This window comes from Moraxella sp. CTOTU48841, from assembly GCF_032061225.1.
Classification (GTDB): Bacteria; Pseudomonadota; Gammaproteobacteria; order Pseudomonadales; family Moraxellaceae; genus Faucicola; species Faucicola cinerea.
Window position 1 is genome coordinate 163,607 of sequence record NZ_DAMBFQ010000003.1, and the last position, 14,374, is coordinate 177,980.

Below are 14,374 nucleotides of genomic sequence, written 5' to 3' on the forward strand. Positions count from 1 at the left end.
ATTCGCTAAAAAAGGTAGCATAGGCTGCCTTTTTTATGGGGTGTTTTAGCCAATCTGCACGGTTGATTGCTCACATAAACTAAACGATAACGAAAAATATTTTAGGAAAATTTGTTTATAATAGCCGACTTATGATTTTTGCCTGCTTTTTTATTTAAATTGATCACTATGAACCTACCGCAAACACCGCAACCTCAGCCATCGCACGACTTAGACTATCCAACCGTTTGGATTATGATTTTGGGGTTGATTATTGCCATCGGCCCGCTGTCGATTGATATGTATTTGCCGGCCTTACCCAATATGGCACAAGATTTTGGCGTGGCAACGGCTTTTATGTCTAATTCGGTACCTGCTTATTTTGTAGGATTGGTGGTTGGGCAGTTGTTTTATGGTCCGATTTCAGATCGGATTGGGCGTATTAAGCCCTTGTATGTGGGCATGGTACTGTATGTGATTGCTTCGGTGATGTGTGCCACCACCACCAATGAATACGTGTTGTTTGTCTCACGAACGCTACAGGCGTTGGGCGCGTGTGTGGGAACAGTGGTGTCGCGGGCAATGATTCGTGACCGCTTGCATCCCAAGCAAATGGCAAAGGCATTTTCGCTAATGGTCCTAGTGATGGGGATTGCGCCGATTTTGGCACCAAGCTTGGGGTCGTTGCTGTTAAAAGTCGCCAGTTGGCGGGTGATTTTTTGGTTTTTGGCGGGGTTTGGTATTTTAAATATCGTGCTGACCCGGCTGTTTCTGCATGAAACCTTGACCGATGCGTTTCGCAACAACCGTCCGATGAATGACGTGCTCAGCCAATACTGGGATTTGCTCAAAGATACCCAGTTTAATTATCCTGCGATTGGCGCAGGGCTGCTGATGGGTTCGATGTTTGTGTATATCAGCGCCGCACCTGAGCTAATTATGGAAGGGTATGGGGTGACGCCGCAGCATTTTAGCTGGATTTTTGGCATGAATGCGGCAGGTTTTATTGGTTTGACACAGGTCAACCAATGGCTGGTGAACCGTTATCGTCTAGTCAGCTTGCTGCGATTTGGGGCGGTGATGCAAGTAATCGCAGCAGCGTGTTTGATGCTGCTAGGCTTAGTCTTTGGCACGCAAGCTTGGCTGCCGTTGGTGCTCGCCAGCATTTTTTGTTGTATTGCAGGATTAGGACTGACTCAGCCCAATTCAGGTGCCATTGCTTTGGCATTTCAAAAACGCCGCGCGGGCATGGCGAGTGCGTTGCAAGGCTCTCTTAACTTTGTCGTCGGTATTTTTGGCGGATTAATCTTAAATATCCTGCCCTTTAATCCCGTCGCCAAGCTAGGTATTACCATGTTTATGCTCATGACTATCGGCGCATTCTTGGTATTTCAAATCGACAAAAATCTTGATGTGGCGGATGTGGAGTAAGGGTTAGTCAAACCGATACACATCCATACCCAAACTAAAATGGGCAAAACTTTCATGCACGATGCTCATCTTTGAGCCTGCGCCGGCCGCAAAAAATAACGGCAATAAATGCTCAGGGGTGGGGTGATTGTGATGGGCAAATGGATGCGACCGCCAATCTAAAGCCGTTGGCATATGTTGTTTGAGTTGATGAATCAACCAATATTTAAATTCACGTGCCTCAGCATCCACCTCACCGCTATCAAACTGTACCTGCGCCAAATTATGGGTGACACTGCCAGAGCCGATGATTAATACTTGCTCTGCCCGTAGGGGCGCCAACAAAGCCCCTAACTGAAAACACGCATAACTATCAAAATGCTGCGGTAGCGAAAGCTGCACAATCGGCACATCTGCCTGCGGATACAAATGCACCAGCGGCGACCATACCCCATGGTCAAACGGACGCAGTCGATTGACCGATGTGCTAACGCCCAAACTCTGCAACTGCTGTGCCAGCTGCTCAGCAATCAGGCTATCGCCTTTGACAGGATAATCGATTGTATACAGCGCTTTTTGAAAGCCGCTAAAATCATGCCAAGTAGCGGGCGCCGCATTGCCATTGATTTCTAGATGCTGGCTTTGCCAATGCGCAGAGATGATGATAATCAAGCGCGGTTTTGGCAGATTTTGCCCAAATTTGTTCAGCGCTTGGGTAGTACGGTTGTTTTCGATAGCAATCGTCGGCGCCCCATGTGAAATAAACAAACTGGGCAAGGTATAAAGCTGGTACGGTGTTTTGGGTAAAAATGGCTGCAGGCTGATTGGTTGTTTTTCGGTTTTTTCCATCAATTTTCTTAAAGTTGCAGTGATAAATAGAAATGATAACGAATTAATAAGGATTAACTAAAAAGGATTAATAGGTTAAATAAGGGAAAAATCCGCAAAAACAAGCCATGTCAGCGATTTCATACATAATCAAACATAACAGGTTAACTGGAAAAAATTAAAAATAATCACCGCGGTGATACGGATGATGATGAATAATGGTCATAGCGCGGTACAGCTGCTCCATCAGTAGCACACGCACGAGCGGATGCGGCAAGGTAAGATTGGACAACGACCATTTGAATGTCGCATGGGCTAATACCTCTTTTGAAATGCCATCAGCACCGCCAATTACAAACGCCATATCATCACCCAGCTGCATGGCTTCGCCAACTTTAGCCGCTAAATCTTCGGTTGATAGATTCTTACCGCGGACGTCTAGGCAAATTAGTTGTTCGCGTTTACCTGCTGAATTCTTGGCTTGGTGCGCTTGCAGAATTAGCCCGCCTTCGGTAATGGCATATTTTTCAAGTTCGGCAGGCGAAGGGTTTTTGGCGCGTTTGCAGGCGGGGATTTCAACGATTTCGGTGCTGAGCATGGGCTGAATACGTTTATGATAGTCGTCAAATCCCGTCTGTACCCAAGCTGGCATTTTTTGTCCAACGGCTAAAATTCTTGCTTTCATGGGTTCCCCTCTGTTATTTTTTTGACCAATCTATGTCACTGTCTATGTCACTGTGATGATTCACCGTTAGCCATTGAATACTCATTACCGAAGCCAGTTATATTAAAGCTTAACTAAAACTTACATTAAAACTTGAAATGAACCATTATTAAAACCAACCATTTAAAAACGCTTGCAACGCACCCATATACAATGCGATGAAGCCTAAAGCAACCTAAGCTGAGCTAAAGCCTGAACTAAAGCTAAGCTGAGCAACAAAATTTTAACATGATTTTATCGCTATGATGGATAATACTTCCCCTAGCATTTAATGAAGGTGATAAAATAATTTGCATGACAGAGTTTAAATGATAAAAAAAGACGACAACAATATGAAAAATTGGCAAGATCCCAATGCCGCTGTTGAAGCAGCCAACTATGACAACCCAATTCCAAGCCGTGTACTGATTTTGCAAACCCTACTTGAGCGCGGACAAGCTACCCAACACGAGCTTGCGACGATTTTTGATTTGGATGATGACGAGTACGACGCACTGGGCAACCGCTTAAAAGCCATGCTGCGGGATGGACAATTAAGCCGTGATGCCGACGGTGGCAATCCTTACATTTATCGCCCATTGACTGAGAGCGATGCCGTGACTGGCGTGGTCGCTGCCCACGCCAAAGGCTTTGGCTTCGTTGTGCTTGACGATATGCCGGATTTGTTTTTGAATGAAACTGAAATGCGCTGGGTATTTCATGGCGATAAAGTAAAAGCCATCGCTACTAGCACCGACAACCGTGGTCGTATGATGGGTCGTGTGTTGTCGGTGGTATCCCATGCCCAGCTACAATATATTGGTAAACTTGCAAAAGATGACGATGGTTACTTTGTAGAACTCATTAGCCCAAACAATCATCAACCGATTACGGTGACGGAAGAAAACGTCGAAGCGCTACAACTCAAAATTGGTGACCCCGTTAAAGTCGATATCATTGACTATCCCACCCAGCATGAATACGCGACGGGGAAAATTACTGAAAGCTTGGTCGATGATAACGAGCGTGAGTTGATTATCAAAACCACGCTGCTAAATTACGATATTCCCCATGAGTTTAGCCCAAAAGTCATGCAACAAGTCGATGCGTATAAAGAGCCGACGCAAAAAGACTATCAAGACCGTATCGACTTACGAGCCTTACCGCTAGTCACCATTGATGGCGAAGACTCGCGCGACTTTGATGATGCCGTCTATGCCGAGAAACGTCGCGGCGGTGGCTATCGCTTGGTGGTCGCGATTGCCGATGTCAGTCATTATGTGACTGCCAACTCAGTACTTGACCAAGAAGCCTATGAGCGTGGTACATCGGTGTATTTCCCGCATTTTGTGGTGCCGATGCTACCTGAAAAACTCTCCAACGGGCTTTGCTCTTTAAACCCAAGTGTTGACCGCTTGTGTATGGTAGCCGACATCATACTATCGCGTAGCGGCAATGTGACCAGCTATGAGTTTTATCCAAGCGTGATGCACTCTCAAGCGCGATTGACTTATAACCAAGTCAATGATTATTTTGCCCAAGCGCAAGGGGAAACGCCCAAAGCCGAAGTGCCTGTCACTATCACCGGTAATAAAGCGGTCAAGAAATCGATTGATGTACTTTATGATTTGTACAAAGTGCTATTGGTCAAACGCGAACAGCGCCATGCGATGGAATTTGAAACCCAAGAGACTTATATCAAGTTTGATGAAGCCGGCAAAATCAGCGCCATTGTGGCACGGACACGTGGTGACTCGCATAAGCTCATCGAAGAGATGATGCTATTGGCAAATACCTGCGCGGCTGAATTTTCGCTCAAGCATGAATTGCCGGTTTTGTATCGCAATCATGATAGCCCAGAGGCGGAAAAAGCCGCTCGCGTCAGTGACTTTGTGAAGCATTTTGGTTTGTCATTTCCTGAAGAAAACCCGACACAGGCAGATTATCAGCGTATCATTGAAGCGACACGCGAGCGCCCTGATGCGATTAGTATCCATAGCGTGCTACTGCGCTCTATGCAGCAAGCCAATTATGCACCGACTAATATCGGACACTTTGGGCTGGCGTATGAGGAATACAGCCACTTTACCTCACCGATTCGCCGTTACCCCGACTTGATGCTACACCGTGCCATCAAAGCCAAAGTGACGGGCAAAAAAGCGCCGCTGCCAGATTGGTCACTAGAAGATGCGGGTGAACAGACCTCAATGACAGAGCGCCGTGCCGATGAAGCCAGCCGTTTTGTTGAGCAGTGGCTTAAAGCGCATTATATGAAAGACCATATCGGTGAAGCGTTTGATGCAGTGGTTACCACAGTGACCAATTTTGGCTTGTTCGTGACGCTTACCGATTTATTCATTGATGGCTTGATTCATATCTCGCATTTGGGCGAGGATTACTTTGTATATGATGACAAGGCGCAGCAGTTATTTGGTGAAAAATCAGGACTGGTGTTTGGACTTGGTGATAAAATCCGTGTCAAAGTCGCTGCCGTCAATATGGAGACCCAGCAGATTGATTTTGATTTGGTGGCACAGCTGGAAAAATCGTCATTTAATAATCGCGGTAAAGGCAAAAGTCGCGGTCAATCGCAAGCGGCCTCTAATTCTGTTCAATCCAATCCCAACGCGCTATCTAATCCTAACGCTCAATCTAAGCCAAATGAGAGCACCAGGAAAGCAAAAAGCGCTAACAATAAAAGTAACGCGCGCAACAAATCTCGTTAATAGAAAAAAGGGCAATACAATTTGCCCTTTTTTTATCGTTGAGACAAATACCTGCTAAAACAAAAAAACGTTTTTGACCACTTAATCTTAGCCACTTGATGCGCTTTAACCAGTCTTGCTTAGTGGTACTAGCAGCTAATACGTCAAGTTATTATTGCGTGGTTTTCTCTGCGCTTGCCAAGTTGTTGGATGAGGTCTTAGCGGCTTGATTCAAATCTGTTGTTGCCTTATCAAGCACTTGTTTAGGCTGCTCGCCAATCGATGAATTATCGTTTGATGCTATGGCTAAAGGCGCAGAGGCGGCACTACTACTGGCTTGATTGGATGCAATGACTTGCTGAGTACGATGTGATGATATTAGGTTAAAAATAGCGAGTGCGGTGATGCCTAATATCGCAAAAATAATGAGTAATTTTGGTTGCATGGGGGTTTCCAGTGTAGCGTCAATTTGGCTTACCAATGTCTAAAGCCTGACGTCTAAAGACTGTGGCCTAAAACGTCAAATCGGGTTTTGCTAGGACAAAAATTGACAGTCATGTCTATAAAAATTGCTAGGCTACCTTGGTGCAAAAATCATGCAAATTTAATCTGTTAATCTTTTAATGTCTAATCTAGTAGCAGACTGACTTCGGCACTAACCGGCAAATGGTCAGAGAGATTTGACCAAGGTTGTCCCTTATGCACCCAAGCACGGTGTACTTGTAGGTTACGCACATAGATACGGTCAAGGCTTAATACCGGAAGCTTGGCAGGGAAGGTAGGCAGTAGTTTGCCATGGTGAGTCAGCACGGCTTCTTGTAAATTAAGGTCACAGCCAAGCTTTTGACAGGATAATTTTTTCCAGTCATTGAAGTCGCCTGCCAATATCAGCGGCGTGGATTGGTCGATTTCGTTATTGATATACTGGCTTATCACCTCATATTGTTTTTCACGGTCATTTTCCATCAGATTTAAATGCGCACAAAGCACGATAATGGGCGTATGCCAGCCTTTGGGCTGGATTTCGCAGTGCAATACACCACGCTGCTCAAGGCGGCTCACTGTGATATTGACGTTGTGTTTGGGGTCAAGCGGATGGCGACTTAGCACCGCATTGCCATGATGACCGTGGTTATATTCGACGTTTTTGCCATAGCTGTTTTCAAGCTGTAAATACTCGCCAAACCATTCATGTTGGGACTGGTCGGGAAATTCATTGTATTTCACCACCCGTTTGAGATTTTGACCTTGGACTTCCTGCAAACAGATAATATCAGATTGCACTTGGTCAAGTGCAGCGGCGATGCCTTCCATTTTGACAAAACGATTGAGGGGTGACATGCCTTTATGGATGTTATAACTGGTGATGATTAGGCTGTTTTTTGGTGGTTGGGCGCCTGATACTTGGTTAGACACTATTTCGTTAGATGCTACTTGCTTAGGTGTTATTTTTTTAGGTGTTAGTGAGCGCATAATAAAATCACAATGATAAACATGGCATTATTTTAACGTGAAATTGTATGGCTGGCTTGTTTTGACAAAAAATTGTCACAATATAATGGTTGTCGACATTTATGTCGCAAACGCATGTAGTAAACCTATGTAGTAAAATGGGGTAGCTTTGCCAAGCATTGCGGTTTTTATGCTAAAATTTTGGGCAATGACGACTTTTACTCTCAATCATCAACGAGCGATAGAAATTTGGAAAACAGTATGACCAATGATGTAGAAAATCCGACAAAAAATTTGCACCTTGTTGAATTTAATCAGTTAGCGCTTGAGCGACTCAAGACGGCAATCGATGAGGCGTTGGCGAATGGACATGCGTTTTTGACTATGCTCGATGATGAAGCTAGGCTCGATAACAAAGCTGCGCAAGCTGATAGCCAAGTTAACGATACAAAACTCAGCAGCCAGCAAGCGCTCAATGATATCATCGCTTTTGACCATGTGAATTTAGCATTAGACCGCAGTTGGGGCTTGCTATCGCACTTAAATAGCGTGGTCAGTGATGAGCCAATCCGTGAACTTCACCATGCATTATTGCCCGCGCTTTCTGCCTACGGTACGGCGGTTGGTCAACATCTCCCGCTGTATCAACGCTATCAGCGTGTGGTGAGCGATCAGTCATTTTTTGAGCGTTTAGACCCTGCAAGACAACGCTCGTTGACATTGGCGCTACAAAGTTTTGAGTTATCCGGTGTGGGTTTGGGTGAGGCGCAAAAACAGCAATTTGCCACCCTTGCCAGCGAGTTATCTACGCTATCGGCTAAATTCTCCGATAACGTGCTCGATGCCACCCAAAGCTACTTTTTACCGTTAAGCGAATCGCAACTGGCAGGACTGCCTGAATCTGCGCTTGCCATGCTGGCAGATGCGGGTAACCGATACACAGAAAAATTCCCGGAGCAAGTATTGGCAACGCCTTATGTCGCGACACTTGATATCCCAGTCTATCTTGCGGTGATGACGTATGCCGATGACCGCGAGTTACGCGAAACCTTGTATCGTGCGTATGTTACCCGTGCCTCTGAATTGTCAGCGCAGCTAGAATTTAACAATGCCGATATCATGGCAGATATCTTGGCAAAACGCGCACAAAAAGCCCAGTTATTGGGCTATGATAATTTTGCTGAGTTATCGCTTGCCACTAAAATGGCGGACAATGTCGACACTGTAGAGCAGTTTTTACGGGATTTGGCAGACAAAGCACGACCCTTTGCCATGCAAGATTTAAAACAACTGCAAGTTGAAGGTTTAGCGTTTGGCATCGGTGATGAGGGCGATGAGGTGCGACCTTGGGATACGGCGTATCTGGCAGAAAAAGTTAAACAACGTCAATTTAATCTTTCGCAAGAACAAGTCCGTCCGTACTTCCCAGTGCCGACAGTCATCGCAGGCTTATTTGAGATTGTGCAAAAACTGTATGGCATTCAGATTGAAGATAAAACTGCAAGCACACAGCGCTGGCATGATGACGTGCGTTTTTATCAAGTTTTTAATGAACATCAGCAGCTTATCGGTGGTTTTTATTTTGATTTATATGCCCGTCCTGGCAAACGCGGTGGCGCATGGATGAGTGGCTTTCAAGCGCGTTATCAACACGATGATAGCGGTTATCAGCAGTTACCCGTTTGTTTTATGGTGGCAAACTTTAGCCCTGCGCCAACGGGTACACAGCGCGGCAAACCCAGCTTATTAACCCACGATGAAGTGTTAACCCTCTTTCATGAGTTTGGACATGGGCTGCATCATCTGCTCACTGAAGTGAATGTGGGCGATGTGGCAGGCGTGAATGGCGTCGAGTGGGATGCAGTTGAGCTACCCAGTCAGTTTATGGAAAACTGGGCATGGCACCCTGAAGGGATTGCATTAATCAGCCGTCATGTCGATACGAGTGAAACGTTGCCAGAGAGCATGCTACAAAGTATGCTCGCTGCAAAAAATTTCCAAAGCGGCATGCAAACCCTGCGCCAGCTAGAGTTTGCGCTATTTGATTTGTTATTACATGCCAAAACCCCAGCCCCCGATTATCCCCAGTTATTGGCGTTACTCGACAGCGTGCGTGCCGATGTTTCGATTATGCCGACCGCCAGTTATAACCGTTTTGCCAATGGTTTTAGCCATATTTTCGCAGGCGGCTATGCGGCAGGGTATTATTCTTACAAATGGGCAGAACTGTTGTCAGCCGATGCGTTTAGCAAGTTTGAAGAAACCAGTATTTTTGATAAAAACGCTGGCAAATCTTTCCGTGATAACATTTTAGCCAAAGGCGGTAGCCAATCTGCAAAAGCCAACTTTGAGGCATTTCGCGGTCGTGAAGCTCGTATTGATGCGCTGTTACGCCACTCGGGATTTTTAACCAGCAGCTATGATGAACTGCTGAGCGATGACACCGATAACGCCAATACCCAAGCTTGGTAACACGGTTGTCAAAATACAGGCTAGTAAAAAGAAGAAACTATGAGATATCAATCCAATCGCCCCAAACGTCAATTTTTGGCGGGGGTGGCTTGTCCAAGCTGTAAAGCACTGGATAAAGTTGTTCAGATTCAGCTATATCAGCCCGAGTATGATGAGTATATCGAATGTACGGCATGTGGCTATACCGAGCGTCGCCCAACACCCGATGATATCATTGAAATTCAGCAATCTAATCATCAGGAAACTGTTCATTATGGCGACGATAGCGCAGGTATTGTTAGGTTTAAATAAGCCAAGTTTAAGCGGTCTGGGTAAATTTTGATAAGGTTAACGAGTTTAAGCGTCCCTGATACAATTAGGGTGGTCAAAGTATGGCGTTCAAAGTAGGTTTTTGTCTCAAAAGTTGTTATTTTTGATTGCGGTTTGTTATAGTAACAAGCAAACGAATGTATACCATCATTTTCATGCCAGCTTGGCATATACATCCCTAGCATGAAATCGTACAGACATCTGATCCGCCCGACATGGATAGGGATATTGACCCAACATGAAATTATTTAGCCTAAAAAAAGACAATGACTCTATAGCCCCGACTAGCGAAGATGCCAATCCATCATCACAGCTGGCTGAAAATCCAACGACAGGCGTGTCAGATAATCCGTTGCAGCTTGATACAACTAATCAGCCGCAGATGCAAGCGACTAACTACCCAAACATACCTCCAGACACATCCCCAAACACGACAGCAATCAAAAATGCGTTTTCGCTAGATACCATTGATTTAAACCAGTTGGAAGACGAATTACTTCATGGCAAAACGGACTATACCGCAGATAACACAAAAGCGGCTGATACTGTCGCACCCAAAAAGCTGAGTTTTGATGATTTTGATTTAGATGAGCTACCCAGCGTTGTTGAACCCAACACCACTGTGACTATCGAAGACGCTGCCAATACGTCAACAGTGTCACAGCCCGTACCGTCGCAGACAACCGATAACGCGCTGATATTTGATATTGATAACCTACCGTTAGCAGCTAAGCCAGACCCAGACCTAGAACTAAGTCTAGAATCGGACACACATAATGCGCAACCACAGCCCATCTCACCACAAAGTAGTGATGAAAATAGTGATAAAAAAATTATCGAGACTATCGAGGCTATCGAAACGACGCCACCCGTTGTATTAACCAAAACAAAACCCGAAGTTAAAGCGGTTATCGCCCAGACGCCAAACCCATTTTTAAGACCGCCAAGTCAACCACTAGCGAAACGGACATTAAAAAAACGCAATCAACTTGGGTTGCTAGTGGGTGCAGGGTTGGCACTGGCTGCCTTGGCATGGTTTTTTATGGGGCAGTCAAGCGAGCCCAACAAATCCACCGCGCAATCACAGACGCAGACCCAAGCACACGCAATACCCAAAACTGCAGCGCCTATAGTAAAACCACAAGCTAGCGCTAGCTTGCCTGCCGCGTCAACCGTCGCAGCGGAGGCAACCACTAGCTCAGCCCATGCGACCGCAGCGCTACCGGCAATCACGCCAGAAGAAATTCTTACGCCGACACTACCTGAAGATCCGGCGCTTGCCAAAGAAGAGCTGAGTCGATTGTCAGAGCAGAGCGCGCAGCTAAAAGAGCAAGAAACCATGATGCAAGACCAGCTGCGTATGATGAATGAGCTGAGTAGTAAAAAAGAAGAGCGTATCCAGCTGCTAGAACAGCAAGTTGCACAGCTTGAACAGCAAAAAGCCGCCAACAAATAACCACCCACAAATAACAACCAACAAATAACTGGAACGCTAAGTAGTGCTGACCCAAGTCGATAAAAAAACCTTGTTTCAAGACCGCTATCAAGCGCTCATCATGCCCGTCCCGGTGTCAGGTATTTTTCGTCATCGCGCCTTACTTAAATACCAATCGCTATATCCTGAGCATTACACCGTTTACAAGCAAGCCTGTGAGCGTTCGCAGCTGTTGCTCGGTGATGTGTTACAGTTTACCCCGCAGCGTGATTTGGCGGGTATGGCAGTCGGTGGGGCGTTATCAAAGCCTCAGTTCATCGTGGATATGGCAATCACAGAATTTGCCGAAAATCCGCCGCATGTTGAGTATATCGTATCAGCGTTACAAAAGTTAGAGAAAATTGTGTTTGATTGGGGGCGGTATCAAGGTATTCGCCGTGTGGCAATATTGGCAAGTGATGAACTCATTTTGCCAAAGGATAAAAGTTTTGATGAAGATATTTTGCCACTGTTTGAAAAATATCTTCAGCCTGTGAGTAGTTTGAATGTGGTGGTTTATCGTTAACGCTATTAGTTTAAATAGTTTTCAAGATTTTATCGATGGCTACTCAGTGATTCACTGTCGCCATCGGCGTATTGCAAATAGTAAAATACCAACGAGGTCAAAACCTTCTTATTTCTTATTATCGGGCATTTTTTCTAATTACTGTAATGATGTTTTCATAGCGTTTGCCAAAATTTATCCCAAAAGAAACCGCTTTACCTTACGATAAAGCGGTTTTTAATTTTTGATAGCTACATTTTAATAAAACTATTCAGCCGCTGGCGTTTCAGTATCAGCAGATTCAGTTGACGCGATGGTTTGATCCACACCTTTCATGGTGAGTTTAATACGTCCACGGTTGTCGATGTCTTGTACCAGTACATTCACCGTTTGCCCTTCTTTAAGCACATCATTCACATTCTCGATACGCGCATCAGAGATTTGTGAGATATGCACCAGACCGTCAGTGTTAGGTAATACATTGACAAACGCACCAAACTCAACAATACGAGCCACTTTACCTGTATAAGTCTTGCCGACTTCTACTTCTGCCGTAATCGCCTCGATTTTAGCAATCGCGGCTTTGGTCGCTGCTTTGTTTTCACCAAAGATACGAATGGTACCGTTGTCATCAATATCAATCACTGCGCCTGTTTCTTCAGTCAGTTGGCGAATAGTTGCACCACCTTTACCAATCACGTCACGAATTTTTTCAGGATCGATATCAATCACCGCAAAGTTTGGTGCATGGGCGTTGATTTCTTTACGGCTGGTTGAAATGACTTCATTCATCGCATTTAAAATATGGATACGACCCGCATGCGCTTGGTGTAGGGCTTTTTCCATAATCTCTGGGGTGATACCTTCAATTTTGATATCCATTTGTAACGCAGTCACGCCATTGGCAGAGCCCGCGACTTTAAAGTCCATATCACCTAGGTGGTCTTCATCACCCAAGATGTCAGACAGCACGGCAAAACGCTCGCCTTCTTTAACCAGACCCATTGCGATACCAGCAACGGGCGCTTTTAGTGGTACGCCGGCATCCATTAACGCCAGTGATGCGCCACAGACCGATGCCATTGATGATGAACCATTGGATTCGGTGATGTCAGATACGATACGAATCACGTATGGGAAACGGTCACTATCTGGCAGCATGGCTTGTACACCGCGGCGTGCTAGACGACCATGACCGATTTCACGGCGTTTTGGACCGCTGTCACGACCCGTTTCGCCCACTGAGTAACTTGGGAAGTTATAATGCAGCATGAAGTGGTCTTGTTTGGTGCCCGCAAGGGTGTCAATCATGTTCACATCACGGCTGTTGCCAAGCGTGGTGGTAACGAGCGCTTGTGTTTCACCGCGGGTAAATAGCGCTGAACCATGCGTGTAAGGCAGTACGCCAACTTGGATGTCTAAGGCACGGACAGTTTGCAAGTCACGACCATCGATACGGGGTTTGCCAGACAAAATATTGTCACGGACCGTACGGTATTTTAGGGTCTCAAATAGCTCTTTGATTTGTGCCACGTTGTCGGCATAGCCTTCGGCTTCTGCGTCACCGGCTAAGGCTTCAATGGCTTGGTTTTTGATTTCATCAAGGCGAGTATAACGGCTGGCTTTTTCGCTGATGGTATACGCTTCTGAAATCGCTGCAGCAAATTGATTTTGTAGGGTAGTTTGCAAGGCTTCGTTGACAGCAGGGGCAACGAATTGGTTTTTTTGTACGCCAACTTCTTTGGCAAATTCATTGATGGCATCAATCACGACTTGTTGCTGGGCGTGACCGTATAGTATCGCGCCAAGCATTTGGTCTTCTGACAATTCTTTGGCTTCAGATTCGACCATCAATACCGCAGACGACGTACCCGCGACCACCAAATCGAGCGAGCTTTGTTTTAGCGCTTCATGGTTTGGGTTTAGCACATATTCATCGTTGATAAAACCGACACGTGCCGCACCAATCGGACCATTAAATGGCGCTGATGAAATTGCCAATGCCGCTGAAGTACCAATCATCGCTGCGATATCAGCATCTTGTTTTTTGTCTGACGAAATCACCGTGGCGGTCACTTGGATTTCGTTGAAGTAACCTTCTGGGAATAATGGACGAATCGGGCGATCAATGAGGCGTGAAGTCAAGGTTTCCATCTCAGATGGGCGACCTTCGCGTTTGCCATAGCCACCTGGGATTTTACCAGCAGCGTACATTTTTTCTTGGTAGTTGACGGTCAATGGGAAAAAGTTTTGACCCGCTTGCGCCTCGTCTTTTACCACAACAGCCACTAGCACAGAGACGCCGCCCATGTGGACGACCACTGAATTAGCTTGGCGTGCAATGCGACCTGTTTCTAATGTAACTTGTTGATTACCATATTGGAATTCTTTAGTAATGATATTAAACATAATGCGGTTTTATCCTTTGTGTGATGAATAGGGCGATTTAAGTTTTAGTAATAGCCCCTAACGTTTGTGTTCTTTTCAAAAAATACAAACGTTAGAAGCAATCTACCAATTCGCCTGATAGCAGCCTT

11 protein-coding genes are annotated in these 14,374 nt (G+C 45.6%); 6 read left to right on the top strand and 5 right to left on the bottom strand.

Annotation, left to right across the window (positions count from 1 at the left end; translation table 11 throughout):
* Window positions 1-168: 168 nt before the first annotated feature.
* Window positions 169-1,410, top strand: a complete 1,242-nt coding sequence (locus RT034_RS05225) for a multidrug effflux MFS transporter (protein WP_313014522.1) — start codon at window positions 169-171, stop codon at window positions 1,408-1,410.
* Between the two features lie 3 nt (window positions 1,411-1,413).
* On the opposite strand, the gene RT034_RS05230 is transcribed toward RT034_RS05225, so the two are convergent.
* Window positions 1,414-2,238 carry a DODA-type extradiol aromatic ring-opening family dioxygenase gene (locus RT034_RS05230; protein WP_313014527.1) on the bottom strand — a complete coding sequence of 275 codons (825 nt, stop codon included), beginning with the start codon at window positions 2,236-2,238 and terminating at the stop codon, window positions 1,414-1,416.
* Window positions 2,239-2,395: 157 nt separating this feature from the next.
* A complete protein-coding gene (gene rlmH, locus RT034_RS05235; protein ID WP_007115101.1) occupies window positions 2,396-2,902 on the bottom strand; it encodes a 23S rRNA (pseudouridine(1915)-N(3))-methyltransferase RlmH in 507 nt (168 codons plus the stop codon).
* 347 nt (window positions 2,903-3,249) lie between these two features.
* Here rlmH and rnr point away from each other — a divergent pair, with 347 nt between their 5' ends.
* Window positions 3,250-5,646: a ribonuclease R gene (gene rnr / locus RT034_RS05240; protein WP_313014531.1), complete on the top strand. Its 2,397-nt coding sequence runs from the start codon at window positions 3,250-3,252 to the stop codon at window positions 5,644-5,646.
* A 151-nt stretch (window positions 5,647-5,797) separates the two neighbouring features.
* On the opposite strand, the gene RT034_RS05245 is transcribed toward rnr, so the two are convergent.
* Together RT034_RS05245 and RT034_RS05250 are read right to left on the bottom strand one after the other, a co-directional pair.
* Window positions 5,798-6,070, bottom strand: coding sequence for a hypothetical protein (locus RT034_RS05245; protein ID WP_313014533.1), 273 nt, complete (start codon window positions 6,068-6,070; stop codon window positions 5,798-5,800).
* A 182-nt stretch (window positions 6,071-6,252) separates the two neighbouring features.
* Window positions 6,253-7,041, bottom strand: coding sequence for an endonuclease/exonuclease/phosphatase family protein (locus tag RT034_RS05250; protein WP_313014537.1), 789 nt, complete (start codon window positions 7,039-7,041; stop codon window positions 6,253-6,255).
* A 297-nt stretch (window positions 7,042-7,338) separates the two neighbouring features.
* On the opposite strand from RT034_RS05250, the gene RT034_RS05255 reads away from it, so the two are divergent.
* The 4 genes from RT034_RS05255 to RT034_RS05270 all read left to right on the top strand — a co-directional run bounded on the left by RT034_RS05255 (window position 7,339) and on the right by RT034_RS05270 (window position 11,858).
* Window positions 7,339-9,549 (top strand): M3 family metallopeptidase, encoded by a 2,211-nt coding sequence (locus RT034_RS05255; protein WP_313014542.1) that lies wholly within the window; start codon window positions 7,339-7,341, stop codon window positions 9,547-9,549.
* Between the two features lie 39 nt (window positions 9,550-9,588).
* Complete coding sequence (locus RT034_RS05260; RefSeq protein WP_313014548.1) at window positions 9,589-9,840, top strand: YheV family putative metal-binding protein; 252 nt, start codon at window positions 9,589-9,591, stop codon at window positions 9,838-9,840.
* Between the two features lie 256 nt (window positions 9,841-10,096).
* Complete coding sequence (locus tag RT034_RS05265) at window positions 10,097-11,314, top strand: hypothetical protein (protein WP_313014550.1); 1,218 nt, start codon at window positions 10,097-10,099, stop codon at window positions 11,312-11,314.
* A gap of 43 nt (window positions 11,315-11,357) precedes the next feature.
* On the top strand, window positions 11,358-11,858 hold the full coding sequence (locus tag RT034_RS05270; protein WP_313014552.1) for a hypothetical protein: 501 nt from the start codon (window positions 11,358-11,360) through the stop codon (window positions 11,856-11,858).
* A gap of 246 nt (window positions 11,859-12,104) precedes the next feature.
* Here RT034_RS05270 and pnp read toward each other — a convergent pair whose 3' ends face one another.
* Window positions 12,105-14,246, bottom strand: coding sequence for a polyribonucleotide nucleotidyltransferase (gene pnp, locus RT034_RS05275; RefSeq protein ID WP_313014554.1), 2,142 nt, complete (start codon window positions 14,244-14,246; stop codon window positions 12,105-12,107).
* Window positions 14,247-14,374 lie beyond the last annotated feature (128 nt).